This window comes from Cupriavidus sp. UYPR2.512 (assembly GCF_000379565.1).
Taxonomy (GTDB): Bacteria; Pseudomonadota; Gammaproteobacteria; order Burkholderiales; family Burkholderiaceae; genus Cupriavidus.
Genome location: NZ_KB903162.1, coordinates 1 through 18,527, shown reverse-complemented (window position 1 = coordinate 18,527; position 18,527 = coordinate 1). Strand labels below are relative to the sequence as shown.

Below are 18,527 nucleotides of genomic sequence, written 5' to 3'. Positions count from 1 at the left end.
TGCCTTACAAGCGGGTGCGCTCCTGCGCAAGTTGATACAGGCGGTTCCACAGCAGCCGGTTGAAGCCGACCACGAACAGCGCCATCACGCCGATGCCCAGCGCGATGCGCGGGAAGTCGCCGCGCGCGGTGGTCTCGGCGATATAGCTGCCGAGCCCGGTGGCGACGATGGTGCGGTCGCCCCAGGTCACGTACTCGGACACGATGCTCGCGTTCCATGAGCCGCCGGCAGCCGTCACCAGCCCGGTCAGCAGGCTCGGGAAGACCGCGGGGATCAGGAAGCGCTTCCACAGCAGCCAGCCGCGCAGGCCGAAGTTGCGTGCGGCGAGCTTCAACTCGGTGGGGATGCCCGACGCCCCCGCGACCACGTTGAAGAGGATGTACCACTGCGTGCCGAGGATCAGCAGCGGGCTCAGCCAGATCTCGGGGTTCAGCCCGAAGCGCACGATCAGCATCACCGCCAGCGGGAACATCAGGTTGGCCGGGAAGGCGGCCAGGAACTGCGCAATCGGCTGGGCAACGCGCGCCAGTTCCGGATTCAGGCCGATGCCGATGCCGATCGGCACCCACACCAGCGCCGCCAGCGCGATCAGCACCACCACGCGCACCATCGTAATCGCGCCGAGCCACAGCACATGGCCAACTTCAGCCCAGCCCACTTCGCTGTGCACGAAGTAGCCCACGCGCAGCAACGCGGCCAAGGCCACCAGCACGATCACGGTGTCGCGCACGCGGGCGAACCACAGCGCGCGCCGCGGATTGTCCGGCTGCAGCGGGGCCTGCCCGCGGCGCGCGCCCCACGCCAGCGTGCGCCCGGCCAGCGCCGCCGTCTGCGCCAGCATTGCACCCACCCACGCCGAGCGGCGCAGCAGGTCCAGCAGCCACGACTGCGGCAGCTTGTCCTGCGCCAGTGTCTCGAAGCGGAAGCGGTCGGCCCATGCCACCAGCGGGCGGAACAGCAGCTGGTCGTACAGCAGGATGCCCACCAGCATCGCCAGGATGGCCCAGCCGATCGCGGCCAGGTCCTGCTGCTGGATCGCCAGCGCGATATAGGGGCCGATGCCGGGCAGGCGGATATCGTGGCCCGACACCGAGATCGCCTCGGACGCCACCACAAAGAACCAGCCGCCGGACATCGACATCATCATGTTCCACAGCAGCCCCGGCATGGCGAACGGCACTTCCAGCCGCCAGAAACACTGCCACGGCGACAGCCGGAACATGGCCGCGGCCTCCAGCAGGTCACCCGGAATGGTGCGGAACGACTGGTACAGGCTGAACGCCATGTTCCACGCCTGCGAGGTGAAGATGGCGAAGATCGCCGCGCATTCCACCCCTGCGATGTTGCCGGGAAAGAGGGCGATAAAGCCGGTCACGGTGATCGACAGGAAGCCCAGCACCGGGATCGACTGCAGGATGTCCAGCGCCGGCACCAGCACCTTCTCCGCCGTGCGGCTCTTGGAAGCCAGCGCGGCAAAGGCCAGCGAGAACAGCAGCGAGGCCGCCAGCGCCGCCAGCATGCGGATGCTGGTGCGCATCAGGTAGTAGGGCAGGTAGGCCACGTCCAGGTGCACCGCCAGCGGCTGGTCGGGGTGGAACGGGGCATTCATCTGCTGCGCGGCGAACGCGATCATCACGATCACGGCCAGGATGATCGGCAGCAGCGCAAGGTCGAAGCGGTTGGGCGGCGCGCGCAGCAGCTGGCTGTCAAAGCCAGGGGCGGGCGGGGCCGCGCGGCGGCTGGCGGGTAGCATCATGAGCGCATCTCGGGCGGTATCGAGCTTGGATGGCAAGGCTTGTGGCCCAGCCCTGGTTCGCGGCCCCGACAATGGCAAAGCCCGCATGCCGCCGGCTCCACGCCAAAATCACGCCGGGCGGCGCGCATCCCTTTGTAACGCCCGGCATGGCGGTCTAGTTTACTTGGTGTGGATGACAGATCGCGCACGCTGCCGGCGCGCGCTCAAAGGGAAAAGCCATGAAGAAGGAAACCTGGCGCCTGGTCGCGCATGGGCGTGTGCAGGGCGTGGGCTACCGCGCCGCCTGCGCCGACGCGGCGGACGACCTGGGGCTTGGCGGCTGGGTGCGCAACCGGGTCGACGGCACGGTCGAGGTGATGGCGCACGGCACGGTCAAGCAGCTTGAAGCCCTGCAGGCGTGGATGGAGCAGGGCCCGCCGGCGGCGCAGGTGACGCTGGTCGAGGTCGGGTCTGGGGAAGGGGAGTTTGCCGGTTTCGAGTTCCGGCCGACGATCTGATGGGCTAGGCGGCGGTCCAGTCGACCGGCGTGCGGCCGTGCGCTTCCAGCCAGCGGTTGGCTTCTCGGAAGTGCCCGCACCCCAGGAAGCCCCGGTGCGCCGACAGCGGCGACGGATGCGGCGCTTCCAGCACGCAGTGGCCGGCGCACAGCAGCGGCTTCTTGGCCTGCGCGTGGCTGCCCCACAGCATGAACACCAGGTTCGGCCGGCTGGCGGCGAGATTCTGGATCAGGCAGTCGGTGACGGCCTCCCAGCCGCGCCGCGCATGGCTGGCGGCCTGGCCCTGTTCCACCGTCAGCACGGTGTTGAGCAGCAGCACGCCCTGGCGCGCCCAGCCTTCCAGGTTGCCGGAGGCGCGCGGCGCGCCGTTGCCGTTGGCGCCGAACTCGGCGGCGATTTCCTTGAAGATGTTGCGCAGGCTGGGCGGCACCTTGATGCCTTCCGGCACCGAGAACGCCAGCCCGTGCGCCTGTGGCAGTTCCACGCCGCCGACGGTACCGGTGCCGTGGTACGGGTCCTGTCCCAGGATCACCACCTTGACCGCGCCGGGCGGCGTCAGGTGCAGGGCATGGAAGACATGGTGCGGGAATACCGGCTTGCCGGCGGCACGTTCGCCGTCGACAAAGGCGGCCAGCTCCTGCCAGGCCGGCACGCGGATGCACGGGTCTATCAATGTGCGCCAGGCGGCGGGCAGGGCGTCGGCCTGGGCCTGCAGGCTGGCGGCAGGGGACGGTTCGCCGGGGGCGCGGGGGGCTTCGGCGGCGAAGAGATCGGCTTGCATGCGTGAAGAAAGCTTGGCGGGAAAACCGCGATTATGAGGCCTTGCCTTCGGTGATTCCTGCCAGGCGGTAGCCGCGGGCGGCTTTGCTGAGGTCCGAGTGGGCAAGCGCAGCGACGGTGGTCAGCCGCGCGGCGAAGGCGCGCAGGGCATCGGCCGCGTGCGCGGCGTCGCCATCGAGCCATTCCAGTTCGAGTTCCTGGATGGGTTCCTGCGTGGGGCTGGCCGGCGCGGTGATGGTGCCGGTGTCGAGAGCCACCTCGATGCGCGCACCGTCCTGCGTGACCAGCCAGGTGCGGCGGACAAAGTCGGTGCGGAACACCGGCGCCAGCCGGCCGACCAGTGGCGCGAGCACGGTTTGCGCTTCCGCCGGAAAGGTTTGCAGCTCGATGGCCTCGCCGGCGATCTCTGTCTCCCATTCATGGCGCGTGGCCAGGCCGCCCTGGCTGCTGCCGGCGGTCTTCAGCGTCTGCAACCATTGCACGCCCTTGCGGCGCAGCCGCAGCGCGGCACGCGCCTGCGCCAGGCTGCGTTCCGGGGTGTCGAGGTAGACGTTGAGCAGCGTGGCCTGGCCCTGCGGCGCGCCGTTGGCGTCGAGCCAGGCGGCCAGCGGGGCCAGCGCGTCGTCGGGGACGGCCAGCTTGAGTTCGATTTCCTGGGCCATGGCTCAGGCAAACAGCCGCGCCAGCTCCACCCCCGGTTCCGGCGCCCGCATGAACGCTTCGCCCACCAGGAAGGCATGCACGTTGGCATCGCGCATGCGCTGCACGTCGGCCGGGCCGAGGATGCCGGACTCGGTCACCACCAGCTTGTCGGCCGGCATGTGCGGCAGCAGGTCCAGGGTGTTGTCCAGCGACACCTCGAAGGTGCGCAGGTTGCGGTTGTTCACGCCGAGCAGCGGGGTCTTCAGGCGCAGCGCCGCGTCGAGCTCGTCGTCGCCGTGCACTTCCACCAGCACATCCATGCCGAGCTCAAGCGCACAGGCTTCCAGGTCGGCCATCAGGCCCGGGTCCAGCGCGGCAACGATCAGCAGGATGCAGTCGGCGCCCCAGGTGCGCGCTTCATAGACCTGGTACAGGTCGACCATGAAGTCCTTGCGCAGAGCAGGCAATGGGCAGGCGCCGCGGGCGCGCTTCAGGTAGTCGGCGTGTCCCTGGAAGAAGTTCACGTCGGTCAGCACCGATAAACAGGCAGCGCCATGGCTGGCGTAGCTTTCGGCGATCGCCTCGGGAACGAAGTGCTCGCGCAGCACGCCCTTGGACGGCGATGCCTTCTTGACCTCGGCGATCACGCCGGCCTGGCCGGCGGCGATCTTCTCGCGCAGCGCGCGCTCAAAGCCGCGCGGGGCCAGGCCGGCCTCGCCGCGCAGGCTTTCGGCTTCGGCGCGCAGGCTGGGCAGGTCGCGCTGCTTGCGCGCAGCGTCGACTTCATCGGCCTTCACGGCCAGGATTTTTTGCAGGATGTCGGACATATTCGCGTCTCTTACTTGAACTGCTGGGTGGCGCGCACGAACTGGTCGAGCTTCTCGCGCGCCGCGCCGCTGGCAATCGCCTCGCGCGCGCGGCGGATGCCGTCTTCGACGGAGTCGGCCACGTTGGCGGCATACAGCGCGGTGCCGGCGTTCAGCGAGACGATCTCGCGCGGGGTGCCCGGCACGTTGGTCAGCGCTTCCAGCAGCATTTCCTTCGATTCCATCGCATCCGCCACCTTCAGGCCGCGGTTGGAGATCATCTGCAGGCCAAAGTCCTCGGGGTGGATCTCATACTCGCGCACTTCGCCGTCCTTCAGTTCGCCCACCAGCGTGGCAGCGCCCAGCGAGACCTCGTCCATGCCGTCCTTGCCGTACACGACGATGGCGTGCTTCGCGCCCAGGCGCTGCATCACGCGCACCTGGATGCCGACCAGGTCGGGGTGGAACACGCCCATCAGGATGTTGGGCGCGTCGGCCGGGTTGGTCAGCGGGCCCAGGATATTGAAGATGGTGCGCACGCCCATCTCCTTGCGGATCGGGGCGACGTTCTTCATCGCCGGGTGGTGCGTGGGCGCGAACATGAAACCGATGCCGGTTTCTTCGATGCACTGGCCGACCTGCTCGGGCGCAAGCATGATGTTCACGCCCAGCGCTTCCAGCACGTCTGCGCTGCCCGACTTGGAGCTGACGCCGCGGTTGCCATGCTTGGCGATCCTGGCGCCGGCCGCTGCCGCCACGAACATCGACGCGGTGGAGATATTGAAGGTGTGCGAGCCGTCGCCGCCGGTGCCGACGATATCGACGAAGTTCTCGCGATCTGCCACCGGCACCTTGTTGGCGAACTCGCGCATCACCTGCGCGGCGGCTGAGATCTCGCCGATGGTTTCCTTCTTGACGCGCAGCCCGGTCAGGATCGCGGCGGCCATCACCGGCGAGATCTGCCCCTGCATGATCTGCCGCATCAGGTGCAGCATCTCGTCATGGAAGATCTCGCGGTGCTCGATGCAGCGCGTCAGGGCTTCTTGCGGCGTGATGGACATGGCGTTCTCGCTGTCGGAATTCTGGGAAGTGTGCGGGGCGTGCGTGCTGGCGGGTGCGGAATCGAGCAGTCTCATCGCTGCGCCTTGACGAAGTTGGCCAGCAGGGCATGGCCGTGCTCGGACAGGATCGACTCGGGATGGAACTGCACGCCTTCGACGGCGAGCGTCTTGTGGCGCACGCCCATGATCTCGCCGTCCGGGGTCCAGGCGGTGATCTCCAGGCAATCGGGCAGGGTTTCGCGCTCGATCGCCAGGGAATGATAGCGCGTCACGTCGAAGTGCTTGGGCAAACCGGCGAATACACCCTGTTGCGTGGTCTCGATGGTGCTGACCTTGCCGTGCATGACCTGCTTGGCGCGGATCACCTTGCCGCCGAAGGCCTCGCCGATGGCCTGGTGGCCCAGGCACACGCCCAGCAGCGGGATCTTGCCGGCAAAGTGCTGCAGCGCCGCCACCGAGATGCCGGCTTCCTTCGGGCTGCACGGCCCGGGCGAGACGCAGATGTGGTCCGGCTTGAGCGCCTCGATCGCCTCGATGGTGATCTCGTCGTTGCGGTAGGTGCGCACGTCCTCACCGAGTTCGCCAAAGTATTGGACCAGGTTGTAGGTAAACGAATCGTAGTTGTCGATCATCAGCAGCATGGCGTCTGTCTCCTGTTCTTTCAGATGTCGGAGTCCAGGCCATCCTGGACCTGCTCGGCGGCGCGGATCACGGCGCGCGCCTTGGCTTCGGTTTCCCTCCATTCGGCTTCCGGGTCCGAATCGGCAACAATGCCGGCGGCGGCCTGCACGTAGAGGTTGCCGTCCTTGACGATGCCGGTGCGGATCGCGATCGCCAGGTCCATCTCGCCGCCGAACGACAGGTAGCCCACCGCGCCGCCGTAGATGCCGCGCTTGCGCGGTTCCAGCTCGTCGATGATCTCCATGGCGTGGACCTTGGGCGCGCCCGACAGCGTGCCGGCCGGGAAGGTCGCCCGCAGCACGTCCAGGTTGCTGATGCCTTCGCGCAGCGTGCCTTCGACCGAGCTGACAATATGCTGCACGTGCGAGTACTTCTCGATCACCATCTTGTCGGTGACCTTGACCGAGCCGGTCTCGGCGATGCGGCCGATATCGTTGCGCGCCAGGTCGATCAGCATCACGTGCTCGGCGATCTCCTTGGGATCCTGCAGCAGCTCGGTGGCCAGCTGGGCGTCCTTTTCCGGCGTATTGCCGCGCGGGCGCGTGCCGGCCAGCGGGCGGATGGTGACGATGTGCTCGCTGCGCATGTCGCCGTTGGAGCCGACCTTGCGCTCTTCCTGGCGCACCAGGATCTCCGGCGAGGCGCCCACCACCTGGAAGTCGCCGAAGTTGTAGAAGTACATGTACGGCGACGGGTTCAGCGAACGCAGCGCGCGGTACAGCGACAGCGGCGCGTCGCGGTAGGGCTTGACCAGGCGCTGGCCGATCTGCACCTGCATCATGTCGCCGGCCATGATGTATTCCTTGGCCTTGTGCACCGCGGCCAGGTAGTCGGCCTTGGCGAATTCGCGGTAGACCTCGGTCTGCACCGACGGGCTGGTGACCGGCACGTCCACCGGCTGGCGCAGCTTCATGCGCAGCTCGCGCAGGCGCTGGCGGGCGCGGGGGTAGGCCTCGGGCGTGGTCGGGTCGGCGTAGACGATCAGGTAGAGCTTGCCCGACAGATTGTCGATGACGGCCAGTTCCTCGCACAGCAGCAACTGGATATCGGGCAGGTTCAGGTCATCGGGCTTCTGCGTATCGGCGAGCTTCTTCTCGATATAGCGCACCGCGTCGTAGCCGAAGTAGCCGGCCAGGCCGCCGCAGAAGCGCGGCAGTCCGGGGCGCAGCGCCACCTTGAAGCGCTGCTCGAACTCGGCGATGAAGTCGAGCGGGTTGCCTTCGTGGGTTTCCACCACCTTGCCGTCGGTCACCACCTCGGTGCGGTTGCCATAGGCGCGCAGCAGCGTGCGGGCATGCAGGCCGATAAACGAAAAGCGCCCGAAGCGCTCGCCACCCACCACCGATTCCAGCAGGAAGGTGTTGACGCCGCGGGTCTGCGACTGGGCCAGCTTCAGGTACAGCGACAGCGGCGTTTCCAGGTCGGCAAAGGCCTCGGCGATCAGCGGGATGCGGTTGTAGCCCTGGTCGGCCAGCGATTTGAATTCCAGTTCGGTCATGTCGGTCCTCTTGTGCGGCCCGCGCTGCGGCATAGGTCAGGCGCGGCGCCGCTTGTCGGCAGGTAAGGCTGGAGCGTATGGAATCCCGCCCCGGTGGCGGACCGTGATGCAGCCAGCTTGCGGACAAGGCTGCACACGGCCGGAGAGAGGGCGTGCGGCGCGTTCTTGAGCTAAACGTAGCAGAGAAATATGGCTACGCTGGCTTTTGGCGGGTTTGGGTGGTGATGCCCGGCATGGCTTGGTGCCTTGGCCGGTGGTGGCGACGCCCTCGGGTCGAGGGCGTGTCAGCAGACTCGCGAACGCACTTTACGCCTGTTGGGAGGCGCGCCAGCGACGCCAGGGCCAAGCCTGCCGATCACTGCCAGAAGAGATGCGTTTGCGGTTGAGAAACATGAAATGTTTGGGATTTGGTCGGGATCGACGAAATTCGGACTATCGATGACCTGCCCAGTGTGCCGCAAACAGCGCTGCGGCGTGGGCAATGGAGTCGACTATACCATCGGCGTCAACGGCTTGTACAGGGTTGCCATGGTTGTAGCCATAGGGCACCAGCAGCACGCCCATGCCGGCCGCGCGGGCCGCCTGCGCGTCGTTTTCCGAGTCGCCCAGCGCCGCCATGGCCGACGGCTCCAGCCCGAAGGCGTCGGCCACTTTCAGCAGCGGGAAGGGGTCGGGCTTGCGCAGCGGGAAGGCGTCGCCGCCATAGACCAGCTCGAAGTACTGGGCCAGCCCGGTCTTGGCCAGCAGCGGCTCGGTGAAGCTGTAGGGCTTGTTGGTCACGCAGGCCAGGCGTAGCCCGGCCGTCTTCATCGCCGCCAGGCCTTCGCGCACGCCGGGGTAGACCTGCGAGAACTGGCCATTGATGCGGATGTACTCGCGGTCGTACAGCGTATAGGCGTCGGCGAACAGGCCGTTGGCATGCAGCGGCGAGAAGCGCGCGTCCAGCACGCGCCGGATCAGGTTTTCCGAGCCCTTGCCGACATAGCTGACGATCTCCGCCTCGGACATCGGCGCCAGCGGGCCCAGGTTGGGATGCTGGCGGCCCAGCGCCAGCAGCATGGCGTTGATCGAGGCGTGGAAGTCGCCCGCGGTGTCGACCATGGTGCCGTCGAGGTCAACGATCACGCCTTCGATGCCGCGCCAGTCGTTGCGGCGCAGGAACACGCCCTCGGTCATTGGCCGGCCTTGGCCAGTTCGCCGCGCAGGGCCGAGATGATGCCGCGGTAGCCGCCGTCCGCATCCGGCTTGCCGAACACGGCCGAGCCCGCCACGAAGGTGTCGGCGCCGGCCGCCGCGATCTCGGCGATGTTGTCCACCTTCACGCCGCCGTCCACTTCCAGCAGGATGGCGCGGCCGGTGCGGGCGGTGTATTCATCGATGCGCTGGCGCACGGCGCGCAGCTTGCTGAGCGTCTCGGGGATGAACGACTGGCCGCCGAAGCCCGGGTTGACCGACATCAGCAGGATCACGTCCAGGCGGTCCATCACGTGGTCCAGGTGGTGCAGCGGCGTGGCCGGGTTGAACACCAGGCCGGCCTGGCAGCCGTGATCGCGGATCAGCGCGAGCGAGCGGTCCACGTGTTCGCTGGCTTCCGGGTGGAAGGTGATGATATTGGCGCCCGCCTTGGCAAAGTCCGGGATGATCCGGTCCACCGGGCGCACCATCAGGTGCACGTCGATCGGCGCGGTCACGTGCGGGCGGATCGCCTCGCACACCAGCGGGCCCACGGTCAGGTTGGGCACGTAATGGTTGTCCATCACGTCGAAGTGGATCCAGTCGGCGCCAGCCTCGGTCACGCGGCGCACTTCCTCGCCCAGGCGGGCAAAGTCTGCGGACAGGATGGACGGGGCGATGCGGTAGGTGGGCGTGCTCATGTCGGCGGCTAGGATGTGGGGTGCTGGGGAATGCTGTTTGCGTCTCTGGCGCGCCCAGGGGCGGGCGCCAGAGGGGATCAGGCGGGGCGTCCGGCCCGGTCCGGCCCTGAAAGGGCTATATTCTACCGCTGCCCCGACGCACGGTGCTCTTGCCGGTGCTCTTGCCCGTGCCGCGGCCATCCCGCACAATGCGGCTACCCACTTCCCTGCCTGGCGCCTCACGCCGGCCCTGCCCACGATGAGCGAGTACGCTTTCTCCGTATCGGTACGCACCCAGTACCTGTCGGACCAGTCAGAACCTGAGCGCGGGCGCCATGCCTTCGCCTACACCATCACCATCCACAATACCGGCGAGGTGGCGGCGCAGCTGATCTCGCGCCACTGGGTCATCACCGACAGCGACAACGGCACGCAGGAAGTGGCGGGCCTGGGCGTGGTCGGCCACCAGCCGCTGCTCAAGCCGGGCGAGCATTTCGAATACACCAGCTGGGCCACTATCTCGACCCCGGTGGGCTCGATGAAGGGCGAATACTTCTGCGTGGCCGAGGACGGCCACCGCTTCGAGGTGCCGATCCCTGAATTCGCGCTGGTGCTGCCGCGCATGCTGCACTGACCCTGCGGGGAACCTATTGGCGCGATGCGCTGTCCTGATCCTGCGACGGCGCTTCAGCGCCGTCCTGCGCCGGCTGGCGCGACGGATGCTCGGACGGGGCGCGCGTGGGACGCGGGTTCTTTTTCGCCGTGCCCATGGTCCAGACCACGATAAAGATCAGCAGGAACAGCGCCACGCCCGCTTCCAGGGCGAACAGCAGCATGGGATGGGCTTCGAAGAACTTGCTCATGGCGGATGCGGCGCTGGCCCGCGGGGGCGCAGGCGGTGGTTGAAGGATGACGGTGGGATTGTAGGGGCAATCGGCCCCCGCAAGCTGCGCCTTCCAGGACATTGAACAATAGCAAGATGGCATACGCGGACGCTTCCCTGATTTCCCCAACTTCGCACCCGCACCGCATTCGCGGCTGGCTCGCGCTGGCCGGCGCGGCCGTGCTGCTGGCCGGCTGCATGAGCGGCCCGCCGCCGCGCATCGAGACCGGCCCTGCCGGCACCACGCCGCCGACGGCCTCGTCGCAGAAGGGCAGTCTGCAGGCCGCCAGCTGGGCCGAAATCGGCGGCTGGGCCCAGGACGACGTGCGCGCCGCCTGGCCCGCGCTGCAGGCCAGCTGCCAGGCGCTGAAGAAGCGCGCCGAGTGGAGCCGCGCCTGTGCCGCCGGCATGATGGTCGATGCCGGCGACCTCAACGCCATGCGTGCCTATTTCGAAAGCAACTTCCAGCCGTACCGCGTGGTCAACGGCGACGGCACCGACAATGGCCTGATCACCGGTTACTACGAACCGATCCTGCACGGCTCGCGCACGCGCCAGGGCAAGTTCCAGGTGCCGCTGTACCGCAAGCCGGCGCAGTTCGCCAACCGCCCGCTGCCGGCCCGCGCCGAACTGTTGCAGAACCCGGCCATGCGCGGCAGCGAGCTGGTATGGGTGGATGACGCAGTCGAGGCCGCCTTCCTGCAGATCCAGGGCTCGGGCCGAATCCGCATGGTCGACGGCAGCATCATGCGGGTAGGCTTCGGCGGCACCAACGACCAGCCGTTCCGCTCGTTCGGCAAATGGCTGCTGGACCGCGGCGAGATCACGTCGGCGCAGGCCACCATGCAGGGCATCAAGGCCTGGGCGCGCGCCAATCCGGGCCGCGTCGACGAAATGCTCAACATCAACCCGCGCTTTGTCTTCTTCCGCGAGCTGCCGGCCAACAACGACGGCCCGGTGGGCGCGCTGGGCGTGCCGCTGACCGCGGAGCGCTCGATCGCGGTCGACCCGGCCACCATCCCGCTGGGGGTGCCGGTGTTCCTGTCTACCACGCGCCCGCTCTCGACCGAACCGATCCAGCGGCTGATGTTCGCGCAGGACACCGGCAGCGCCATCAAGGGCGGGGTGCGCGCGGACTTTTTCTGGGGCGCGGGCGACGCCGCCGGCGAGACCGCGGGCCGCATGAAGCAGGGCGGCCGCATGTGGGTGCTGATGCCGCGTAGCTGAGCGCAGCAGCCGGCAACGCAGAAAGGGCGCCATCGCGGCGCCCTTTCTGCATGGTGGACAGCCCTCAGCGCGGGCGCTGGTCGACGATCCGCCGCGCCTTGCCCACCGAGCGCTCGACGCCGCCCTCGGGCAGCACCTCGATGCCGGCGGTGACGCCGATATAGGCCTTGATCTCCTGCGCCAGCCGCTCGCGCGCGCCTTGCGCCAGCGCGGGCTCGCTGCCGTGGGCGCATTCCACGCGCACCGTCAGCGTGTCCATGTGGCCGTCCTTGGTCAGCACGCACTGGTAGTGCGGCGCCAGCTCGGCGTGCCTGAGGATCAGTTCCTCGATCTGCGACGGGAACACGTTGACCCCGCGTACGATCATCATGTCGTCGGTGCGGCCGGTGACCTTCTCCATGCGGCGAAATGCCGCACGCGCCGTGCCCGGCAGCAGCCGGGTCAGGTCGCGGGTGCGGTAGCGCACCACCGGCATCGCCTCCTTGGTCAGCGAGGTGAACACCAGCTCGCCGAACTCGCCGTCGGGCAGCACCGCGCCGGTGTCGGGATCGATGATCTCGGGGTAGAAATGGTCTTCCCAGATGGTCGGGCCGTCCTTGGTCTCGGCGCACTCATTGGCTACGCCCGGACCCATCACCTCTGACAGGCCATAGATATCGACTGCCGAGATGCCCATGCGCTTCTCGATCGCCAGCCGCATTTCGGGCGTCCACGGCTCCGCGCCGAAGATGCCAACGCGCAGCGAGCTGCTGGCCGGGTCGATGCCCTGGCGCTCGAACTCGTCGGCGATCGCCAGCATATAGCTGGGCGTCACCATGATGACCTCGGGCTTGAAGTCCTGGATCAGCTGCACCTGGCGCTCGGTCTGCCCGCCGCCGAAGGGGATCGCGGTCAGGCCGGCCTTCTCCACGCCGTAGTGCGCGCCCAGGCCGCCGGTGAAGAGGCCGTAGCCGTAGCTGATGTGCACCTTGTCGCCGCGCCGCGCGCCCGAGGCGCGGATCGAGCGCGCCATCACCGTGGCCCAGTTGTCGATGTCATGGAGCGTGTAGCCGACCACGGTGGGCTTGCCGGTGGTGCCGGACGAGGCGTGGATGCGCGCCACGCGGTCCTGCGGCACGGCGAACATGCCGAACGGGTAGTTGTCGCGCAGGTCCTGCTTGCTGGTGAACGGGAAGCGCGCCAGGTCGGCCAGCGAATGCAGCTGGTCGGGGTGGACCCCGGCTTCGTCGAACTTGCGGCGGTACACCGGCGAATTGGCGTAGGCGTGGTTGAGCGACCATCTCAGCCGTTCCAGCTGCAAGGCCTGCAGCTCGGCGCGGCTGGCGGTCTCGATCGCATCCAGGGGCAGATCGGTCAGGCGCGTGCTCATGTCGTCTCCTGCACGGGGGCGTTTGTCTTAAGTATCTTGCCGGATTTGCTCAGGCGCCTTCTGTCCCTTCAGGCGGCGGCACCACGTGTCCCTTGATCTGCGCCGACTTGCCGCGGAACATCGCCACCACCTGGCCCGCGGCGTTGGTCACGCGGATATCGTAGATGCCGTGCCGGCCGGACAGGACCTGCTCGGTGGCCTCGGCGGTCAGCACGTCGCCGCCGTGCACGGGCTTGAGAAATTCGATGCTGCAGCCCGCCGCCACGGTGTTGATGTTATGGCTGTTGCAGGCAAAAGCGAAGGTCGAATCGGCAAGCGTGAACATCAGGCCGCCGTGGCAGATGCCGTGGCCATTGAGGAACTCCTTGCGCACCGGCATGTTCAGCCGGGCATAGCCGGGCCGCACGGCCTCGACCGTGATGCCCAGCCAGCGGCTGCAGGTGTCGGCTTCGTACATGGCGGCGGCGGCCGCTTCGGCGAGGGCCTGGGGGTCCTGTTTCAAGCTGGTCTCCTATATAGAGGGGCGGGCAGGCCCGCGCGGCTTACTTGCCGGTGAAATGCGGTGCGCGCTTTTCGAGGAAGGCGTTGACGCCCTCCGCATAGTCGGCGGACTGGCCGAGCTCGCGCTGCAGGTCGCGCTCCAGGTCTAACTGGGCGTCCAGCGTGGCGGTGGCACTGGCATACATGGCGCGCTTGATCGCGGCCAGCGCGCGGGTCGGCTGCCCGGCCAGGTGCGTGGCCAGCGCCAGCCCCTGTTCCGGCAGCAACGGGTCGTCCATGGTCTCCCAGACCAGGCCCCATTTCTCGGCCTCTTCGGCGCTCAGCCGCTCGCCGGTCATGGCCAGGCCCAGCGCGCGCGCCATGCCGATGCGCTGCGGCAGCAGCCAGGTGCCGCCCGAATCCGGTACCAGCCCGATCTTGACGAAGGCCTGGATAAAGCTGGCCGAGCGCGCCGCCAGCACCATGTCACAGGCCAGCGCCAGGTTGGCGCCGGCGCCGGCCGCGGTGCCGTTGACCGCGGCCACCACCGGCAGCGGCAGGGCCTGCAGCCGGCGGATCAGCGGGTTGAACCAGGTATCGATCAGTTCGCCCAGGTCGGTCATGTGCCCGGGCGTGAAATCCAGGTCGGCCAGGTCCTGGCCGGCGCAGAAGCCGCGGCCCGCCCCGGTCAGCAGCAAGGCACGCGCGCCGCCGGCCTCGACATGGTCGAGCGCCTGCTGCAGCGCCTGGTGCATCGCGCGGGTGAAGCTGTTGAGCTTGTCGGGGCGGTTCAGGGTGATCACGGCCACCGGGCCCTGCCATTGCAGCAAGACCGGGCCGGCATCGATGCTGACCGGCTGGCCAGCGGAGGTGGACATCGGGGGCATTGGGTTGTCTCCTGCCGGATATATTGTCGCGGTCGGCGCGGGCGGCTGTTGTCGACGGCGCCTCTTAAATAAACCGACCAGTCGGTCGGCAAATGTTAGCACTAATTTTTGGCTGCGGGTTGGCACGTGGCTTCCAATGTCGGCAGGGTCCGCAATGCCGGTCGCGGGCGTCGCTCTATAATCGCGCTGCCAACAACAATCTGAAACCTGCCGGCCGACATCTGTATGCGGATCCCGGCATGCTCGCCTATTCGCATTGAATATCCTATGAAGAAGATCGCTGCATTACTCCTGATTTCGTCCGTGGCCCTGTTTGCGGCGTGCGGCAAGAAAGAAGCGGCCCCTGCTGCCGGCGCCGACACGGCCACCAAGATCATTGTCGGCCTGGACGACAACTTCCCGCCCATGGGTTTTCGCGATAACAGCAACGAGCTCGTCGGCTTCGATATCGATATGGCCAAGGAGGCCAGCCGCCGTCTTGGCATGACGGTCGAATTCAAGCCGATCGACTGGAGCGCCAAGGAGGCGGAACTCAACGGCAAGCGCGTGGATGTGCTGTGGAACGGGCTGACCATCACCGAAGAGCGCAAGCAGAACATCAGCTTCACCGCGCCCTATATGACGAATCACCAGATTGTCATTGTCGGCACCAACTCGCCGGTGAAGGCCAAGGCCGACCTGGCCGGCCGCATCGTCGGCGCGCAGGACGGCAGCAGCGCCGTGGATGCGATCAAGAAGGAAAGCCAGCTCGCAGCCAGCCTGAAGGAACTCAAGACCTTCGGCGATAACGTCACGGCCCTGATGGACCTGTCGACTGGCCGCCTCGACGCAATCGTGGTGGATGAAGTGGTGGGCCGCTACCTGATCAGCAAGCGTGCCGGTGAATACAAGGTGCTGGAGGAAAACTTCGGTACGGAAGAATATGGCGTCGGCGTGCGCAAGGATGACGCCGAGCTGCTCGGCAAGCTCGACAAGACCCTGGCTTCCATGAAGCAGGATGGCACGGCAGCCCGCATTGCCACCCAGTGGTTCGGCACTGACATCACCAAGTAATCCAGACGCTGCGTGACGCCCTGCGCCGTTCCGGCAGGGCGCCGCGCCACCTCCGGACTCACGCGCCGGCCCGGCGCCTGGGATCCCACCTCCTTCTGTTTCGCGCGAGCATGGACTACGTCTTATCTCTTCTGGCGCCATTGGCGCAGGGTGCGCAAGTCACGCTCACACTATTCGCCATCACGCTCGCCCTGTCGGTGCCGCTGGGGCTGGCGCTGGCGCTGGCACGCATCTCGTCATGGCCGTGGCTGAGCGGCCTGGTCAATGGCTACATCTGGCTGATGCGCGGCACCCCGCTGATGCTGCAGATGCTGTTTATCTATTTCGCGCTGCCGTTCGTGCCGGTCATCGGCGTGCGCCTGCCTGACTTTCCCGCCGCGGTGGTGGCCTTCGCCCTGAACTACGCGGCCTATTTCGCGGAAATCTTCCGCGCCGGGATCAAGTCGGTCGATCGCGGCCAGTATGAGGCCAGCAAGGCGCTGGGCATGAGCTATTTCCAGACCATGCGGCGGGTCGTGCTGCCGCAGATGGTCAGCCGGGTGTTGCCGCCGGTCAGCAATGAGACCATTACGCTGATCAAGGACACGTCCCTGATCTACGTGCTGGCCCTCAACGATATTCTTCGCACCGCGCGCGGCATCGTGCAGCGTGATTTCACCACCACGCCTTTCCTGGTCGCCGCGCTCTTCTATCTGGTGATGACGCTGATTCTGACCTGGTTCTTCCAGAATCTCGAAAAACGCTATGCCAAACATGATGACTAGCCCGACCGGCGTCACGTCGAACCATGCGCCCGGCATCATGATCGCGGCGCGGGATCTCTTCAAATCGTTCGGGCCGCTGGAGGTCTTGCGCGGTGTCTCCCTGACCTTGCGCAAGGGGGATGTCACCGCGGTGATCGGGCCCTCGGGCTCGGGCAAGAGTACCTTGCTGCGCTGCCTGAATCATCTTGAGGTGATCGATCGCGGCACTGTTGAAATCGAAGGCGAGGCGCTGGCGGCCGCCGGCCCCGGCGGCGCCGCCAAATATGTGGCGGACGCGGAAGTGCGCCGCATCTGCCGCAAGATGGGCATGGTGTTCCAGTCGTTCAACCTGTTCCCGCACATGACGGTGCTGCAGAACATCATCGAAGCCCCCATGACCGTCAAGGGGCTGGCGCGCGATGCGGTGGTGCCCAGGGCTGAAGAGCTGTTGCGCAAGGTCGGCCTGCTGGCCAAGCGGGACAGCTACCCGGCACGCCTGTCCGGCGGCCAGAAGCAGCGGGTGGCGATTGCGCGGGCGCTGGCCATGGAGCCCGACATCATGCTGTTCGACGAGCCGACCTCCGCGCTGGACCCGGAGCTGACCGGGGAGGTGCTGCGCACCATGCGGCAACTGGCTGAAGAACATATGACCATGCTTGTCGTCACGCATGAGATGGGGTTTGCGCGGGAAGTGGCAAACCACGTCGTGTTCATGGATGACGGCAGGATTCTTGAGGAAGGGCCGCCTGAGGAAGTGTTCGGGGCACCAGCTCACGCGCGCACCCGCGAATTCCTGGCGCACATGCTCTAGGCAGCGCCTGCACCGCCACAACAGGTGGCAGAATAGCCCGCAGCCGGTGGCGACGGTGCCATCCGCCTGCAAATACATAGGAGAAGACATGCCGTACGAAAACATCCTGGTCGAGACCCGTGGCCGTGTTGGCCTGGTCACGCTGAACCGCCCGAAGGCCCTGAACGCGCTCAATGACGCGCTGATGGATGAGCTTGGCGCCGTGCTGACCGCCTTCGACCAGGATGAGGGCATCGGCGCCATCGTCATTACCGGCAGCGAGCGTGCCTTTGCCGCCGGCGCCGACATCGGCATGATGGCCAAGTATTCCTTCATGGACGTGTACAAGGGCGACTACATCACCCGCAACTGGGAGACCATCCGCAAGATCCGCAAGCCGGTGATTGCCGGCGTGGCTGGCTATGCGCTGGGCGGCGGCTGCGAGCTGGCGATGATGTGCGACATCATCATCGCGGCTGATTCGGCCAAGTTCGGCCAGCCCGAGGTGAAGCTGGGCACCATGCCCGGCGCCGGCGGCACCCAGCGCCTGCCGCGCGCGGTGTCCAAGGCCAAGGCCATGGACCTGTGCCTGACCTCGCGCATGATGGACGCCACCGAAGCCGAGCGCTCGGGCCTGGTGTCGCGCGTGGTGCCGGCCGACAAGCTGCTGGACGAAGTGCTGGCTGCGGCCGAGACCATCGCCGGGTTCTCGCTGCCGGTGGTCATGATGATCAAGGAGTCGGTCAACGCGGCCTACGAGACTACGCTGGCCGAAGGCGTGCACTTCGAGCGCCGGCTGTTCCATGCCACCTTCGCCAGCGAAGACCAGAAGGAAGGCATGGCCGCTTTCATTGAGAAGCGCAGCCCGAATTTCCAGCATCGCTAAGGCACGGATCAGGGAATACCCGAGAGTCAGGCGGGGGTATTAAGTTTCTCCCGCACTCATCATTTCGGGGATTTCCTTTGCCGCTCAATGGCTTACGACATAATCCCCGGAGCCCCTGGCGGATCGTTATGACAAAGTTGTTGCAAGGTGCGCGAATCCGGCCTATTATTCGCCCCCTCGCAACACACAACGCAGCGCTGCAAAGCAGACGCAGCAAGGGTTGCGGGGTTGACCGGGATGGTTGGCGCAGCGAAGTTGGCGCGCTGGCCGCAGCAAAAAAAGTTGCTGAAACGGTTGACGAAACGAAGAAAGCTCTGCATAATCTCGTTTTTCTGCTGCTGACAACGCAGCAGCGCTGAACGGCAAAGCCGGCAGCGAAGTTCTTTAACAACCAAACAACCGATAAGTGTGGGCGCTGGGTAGCGGACGCCACTGTCTTCGGACAGTGTGGCTTCACAAGTTATACAGTGCTCGCACAGCAAAACGTGACTGGGTCTTCGGATCTGGTCAGTCAGTTTTCTGAGAGTGAGCGACCGCTCGAAAGAGCGAGACCCGCGAGGGTCACACAGAGATTGAACTGAAGAGTTTGATCCTGGCTCAGATTGAACGCTGGCGGCATGCCTTACACATGCAAG

Annotated in this window: 21 protein-coding genes; 8 read left to right on the top strand and 13 right to left on the bottom strand. The window is 66.6% G+C overall.

Going from position 1 to position 18,527, the window contains the following annotated elements; translation table 11 throughout:
• Nucleotides 1-4 precede the first annotated feature (4 nt).
• Entirely contained in the window at nt 5-1,756 is a 1,752-nt protein-coding gene (locus A3A5_RS0128075) for an ABC transporter permease subunit (protein WP_018313791.1), read from the bottom strand.
• A 218-nt stretch (nt 1,757-1,974) separates the two neighbouring features.
• On the opposite strand from A3A5_RS0128075, the gene A3A5_RS0128070 reads away from it, so the two are divergent.
• Nucleotides 1,975-2,253 (top strand): acylphosphatase, encoded by a 279-nt coding sequence (locus A3A5_RS0128070; protein ID WP_018313790.1) that lies wholly within the window; start codon nt 1,975-1,977, stop codon nt 2,251-2,253.
• Between the two features lie 4 nt (nt 2,254-2,257).
• Here A3A5_RS0128070 and A3A5_RS0128065 read toward each other — a convergent pair whose 3' ends face one another.
• The 8 genes from A3A5_RS0128065 to rpe form a co-directional block, all read right to left on the bottom strand.
• The gene (locus A3A5_RS0128065) at nt 2,258-3,034 is read right to left on the bottom strand and encodes a uracil-DNA glycosylase (protein WP_018313789.1); all 777 of its coding nucleotides are present in this window, start codon (nt 3,032-3,034) and stop codon (nt 2,258-2,260) included.
• Between the two features lie 31 nt (nt 3,035-3,065).
• On the bottom strand, nt 3,066-3,695 hold the full coding sequence (locus A3A5_RS0128060; protein WP_018313788.1) for a CYTH domain-containing protein: 630 nt from the start codon (nt 3,693-3,695) through the stop codon (nt 3,066-3,068).
• Nucleotides 3,696-3,698: 3 nt separating this feature from the next.
• Nucleotides 3,699-4,502 carry an indole-3-glycerol phosphate synthase TrpC gene (gene trpC, locus A3A5_RS0128055; protein ID WP_018313787.1) on the bottom strand — a complete coding sequence of 268 codons (804 nt, stop codon included), beginning with the start codon at nt 4,500-4,502 and terminating at the stop codon, nt 3,699-3,701.
• An 11-nt stretch (nt 4,503-4,513) separates the two neighbouring features.
• Complete coding sequence (trpD, locus tag A3A5_RS0128050; protein ID WP_035813880.1) at nt 4,514-5,542, bottom strand: anthranilate phosphoribosyltransferase; 1,029 nt, start codon at nt 5,540-5,542, stop codon at nt 4,514-4,516.
• A gap of 71 nt (nt 5,543-5,613) precedes the next feature.
• Nucleotides 5,614-6,183 (bottom strand): aminodeoxychorismate/anthranilate synthase component II, encoded by a 570-nt coding sequence (locus A3A5_RS0128045; protein WP_018313785.1) that lies wholly within the window; start codon nt 6,181-6,183, stop codon nt 5,614-5,616.
• A 20-nt stretch (nt 6,184-6,203) separates the two neighbouring features.
• Nucleotides 6,204-7,721: an anthranilate synthase component I gene (gene trpE / locus A3A5_RS0128040; RefSeq protein WP_026201217.1), complete on the bottom strand. Its 1,518-nt coding sequence runs from the start codon at nt 7,719-7,721 to the stop codon at nt 6,204-6,206.
• A 432-nt stretch (nt 7,722-8,153) separates the two neighbouring features.
• Nucleotides 8,154-8,897, bottom strand: a complete 744-nt coding sequence (gene gph / locus A3A5_RS0128035) for a phosphoglycolate phosphatase (RefSeq protein WP_018313783.1) — start codon at nt 8,895-8,897, stop codon at nt 8,154-8,156.
• The gene (gene rpe, locus A3A5_RS0128030; protein WP_018313782.1) at nt 8,894-9,595 is read right to left on the bottom strand and encodes a ribulose-phosphate 3-epimerase; all 702 of its coding nucleotides are present in this window, start codon (nt 9,593-9,595) and stop codon (nt 8,894-8,896) included. Before rpe ends, gph begins: the two co-directional genes overlap by 4 nt.
• A 238-nt stretch (nt 9,596-9,833) precedes the next feature.
• On the opposite strand from rpe, the gene apaG reads away from it, so the two are divergent.
• On the top strand, nt 9,834-10,208 hold the full coding sequence (apaG, locus tag A3A5_RS0128025) for a Co2+/Mg2+ efflux protein ApaG (protein ID WP_018313781.1): 375 nt from the start codon (nt 9,834-9,836) through the stop codon (nt 10,206-10,208).
• Nucleotides 10,209-10,221: 13 nt separating this feature from the next.
• Here apaG and A3A5_RS0128020 read toward each other — a convergent pair whose 3' ends face one another.
• On the bottom strand, nt 10,222-10,437 hold the full coding sequence (locus A3A5_RS0128020; RefSeq protein ID WP_018313780.1) for a hypothetical protein: 216 nt from the start codon (nt 10,435-10,437) through the stop codon (nt 10,222-10,224).
• Nucleotides 10,438-10,553: 116 nt separating this feature from the next.
• Here A3A5_RS0128020 and A3A5_RS0128015 point away from each other — a divergent pair, with 116 nt between their 5' ends.
• Entirely contained in the window at nt 10,554-11,684 is a 1,131-nt protein-coding gene (locus A3A5_RS0128015; protein ID WP_018313779.1) for a murein transglycosylase A, read from the top strand.
• Between the two features lie 64 nt (nt 11,685-11,748).
• On the opposite strand, the gene paaK is transcribed toward A3A5_RS0128015, so the two are convergent.
• The 3 genes from paaK to paaG are packed head-to-tail and all read right to left on the bottom strand — an operon-like array spanning nt 11,749 to nt 14,420.
• A complete protein-coding gene (paaK, locus tag A3A5_RS0128010; protein WP_018313778.1) occupies nt 11,749-13,053 on the bottom strand; it encodes a phenylacetate--CoA ligase PaaK in 1,305 nt (434 codons plus the stop codon).
• Nucleotides 13,054-13,102: 49 nt separating this feature from the next.
• Complete coding sequence (paaI, locus tag A3A5_RS0128005) at nt 13,103-13,555, bottom strand: hydroxyphenylacetyl-CoA thioesterase PaaI (RefSeq protein WP_018313777.1); 453 nt, start codon at nt 13,553-13,555, stop codon at nt 13,103-13,105.
• 40 nt (nt 13,556-13,595) lie between these two features.
• Nucleotides 13,596-14,420, bottom strand: a complete 825-nt coding sequence (gene paaG / locus A3A5_RS0128000) for a 2-(1,2-epoxy-1,2-dihydrophenyl)acetyl-CoA isomerase PaaG (RefSeq protein ID WP_018313776.1) — start codon at nt 14,418-14,420, stop codon at nt 13,596-13,598.
• A 267-nt stretch (nt 14,421-14,687) separates the two neighbouring features.
• Here paaG and A3A5_RS0127995 point away from each other — a divergent pair, with 267 nt between their 5' ends.
• The 5 genes from A3A5_RS0127995 to A3A5_RS43650 all read left to right on the top strand — a co-directional run bounded on the left by A3A5_RS0127995 (nt 14,688) and on the right by A3A5_RS43650 (nt 18,251).
• Complete coding sequence (locus A3A5_RS0127995) at nt 14,688-15,473, top strand: amino acid ABC transporter substrate-binding protein (protein ID WP_018313775.1); 786 nt, start codon at nt 14,688-14,690, stop codon at nt 15,471-15,473.
• Between the two features lie 110 nt (nt 15,474-15,583).
• Complete coding sequence (locus A3A5_RS0127990) at nt 15,584-16,237, top strand: amino acid ABC transporter permease (RefSeq protein WP_026201215.1); 654 nt, start codon at nt 15,584-15,586, stop codon at nt 16,235-16,237.
• A 37-nt stretch (nt 16,238-16,274) separates the two neighbouring features.
• Nucleotides 16,275-17,027: an amino acid ABC transporter ATP-binding protein gene (locus tag A3A5_RS0127985; RefSeq protein WP_026201214.1), complete on the top strand. Its 753-nt coding sequence runs from the start codon at nt 16,275-16,277 to the stop codon at nt 17,025-17,027.
• 88 nt (nt 17,028-17,115) lie between these two features.
• Entirely contained in the window at nt 17,116-17,892 is a 777-nt protein-coding gene (locus A3A5_RS0127980) for an enoyl-CoA hydratase (protein WP_018313772.1), read from the top strand.
• Nucleotides 17,893-18,020: 128 nt separating this feature from the next.
• Nucleotides 18,021-18,251: a hypothetical protein gene (locus A3A5_RS43650; RefSeq protein ID WP_157637309.1), complete on the top strand. Its 231-nt coding sequence runs from the start codon at nt 18,021-18,023 to the stop codon at nt 18,249-18,251.
• Nucleotides 18,252-18,527: the final 276 nt, after the last annotated feature.

What these genes read in the sequence shown, in the direction of transcription:
- A3A5_RS0128075 (WP_018313791.1), bottom strand. Translation starts at nt 1,756, where the DNA reads ATGATGCTACCCGCCAGCCGCCGCGCGGCCCCGCCCGCCCCTGGCTTT.
- A3A5_RS0128070 (WP_018313790.1), top strand. Translation starts at nt 1,975, where the DNA reads ATGAAGAAGGAAACCTGGCGCCTGGTCGCGCATGGGCGTGTGCAGGGC.
- A3A5_RS0128065 (WP_018313789.1), bottom strand. Translation starts at nt 3,034, where the DNA reads ATGCAAGCCGATCTCTTCGCCGCCGAAGCCCCCCGCGCCCCCGGCGAA.
- A3A5_RS0128060 (WP_018313788.1), bottom strand. Translation starts at nt 3,695, where the DNA reads ATGGCCCAGGAAATCGAACTCAAGCTGGCCGTCCCCGACGACGCGCTG.
- trpC (WP_018313787.1), bottom strand. Translation starts at nt 4,502, where the DNA reads ATGTCCGACATCCTGCAAAAAATCCTGGCCGTGAAGGCCGATGAAGTC.
- trpD (WP_035813880.1), bottom strand. Translation starts at nt 5,542, where the DNA reads ATGTCCATCACGCCGCAAGAAGCCCTGACGCGCTGCATCGAGCACCGC.
- A3A5_RS0128045 (WP_018313785.1), bottom strand. Translation starts at nt 6,183, where the DNA reads ATGCTGCTGATGATCGACAACTACGATTCGTTTACCTACAACCTGGTC.
- trpE (WP_026201217.1), bottom strand. Translation starts at nt 7,721, where the DNA reads ATGACCGAACTGGAATTCAAATCGCTGGCCGACCAGGGCTACAACCGC.
- gph (WP_018313783.1), bottom strand. Translation starts at nt 8,897, where the DNA reads ATGACCGAGGGCGTGTTCCTGCGCCGCAACGACTGGCGCGGCATCGAA.
- rpe (WP_018313782.1), bottom strand. Translation starts at nt 9,595, where the DNA reads ATGAGCACGCCCACCTACCGCATCGCCCCGTCCATCCTGTCCGCAGAC.
- apaG (WP_018313781.1), top strand. Translation starts at nt 9,834, where the DNA reads ATGAGCGAGTACGCTTTCTCCGTATCGGTACGCACCCAGTACCTGTCG.
- A3A5_RS0128020 (WP_018313780.1), bottom strand. Translation starts at nt 10,437, where the DNA reads ATGAGCAAGTTCTTCGAAGCCCATCCCATGCTGCTGTTCGCCCTGGAA.
- A3A5_RS0128015 (WP_018313779.1), top strand. Translation starts at nt 10,554, where the DNA reads ATGGCATACGCGGACGCTTCCCTGATTTCCCCAACTTCGCACCCGCAC.
- paaK (WP_018313778.1), bottom strand. Translation starts at nt 13,053, where the DNA reads ATGAGCACGCGCCTGACCGATCTGCCCCTGGATGCGATCGAGACCGCC.
- paaG (WP_018313776.1), bottom strand. Translation starts at nt 14,420, where the DNA reads ATGCCCCCGATGTCCACCTCCGCTGGCCAGCCGGTCAGCATCGATGCC.
- A3A5_RS0127995 (WP_018313775.1), top strand. Translation starts at nt 14,688, where the DNA reads ATGAAGAAGATCGCTGCATTACTCCTGATTTCGTCCGTGGCCCTGTTT.
- A3A5_RS0127990 (WP_026201215.1), top strand. Translation starts at nt 15,584, where the DNA reads ATGGACTACGTCTTATCTCTTCTGGCGCCATTGGCGCAGGGTGCGCAA.
- A3A5_RS0127985 (WP_026201214.1), top strand. Translation starts at nt 16,275, where the DNA reads ATGATCGCGGCGCGGGATCTCTTCAAATCGTTCGGGCCGCTGGAGGTC.
- A3A5_RS0127980 (WP_018313772.1), top strand. Translation starts at nt 17,116, where the DNA reads ATGCCGTACGAAAACATCCTGGTCGAGACCCGTGGCCGTGTTGGCCTG.
- A3A5_RS43650 (WP_157637309.1), top strand. Translation starts at nt 18,021, where the DNA reads ATGACAAAGTTGTTGCAAGGTGCGCGAATCCGGCCTATTATTCGCCCC.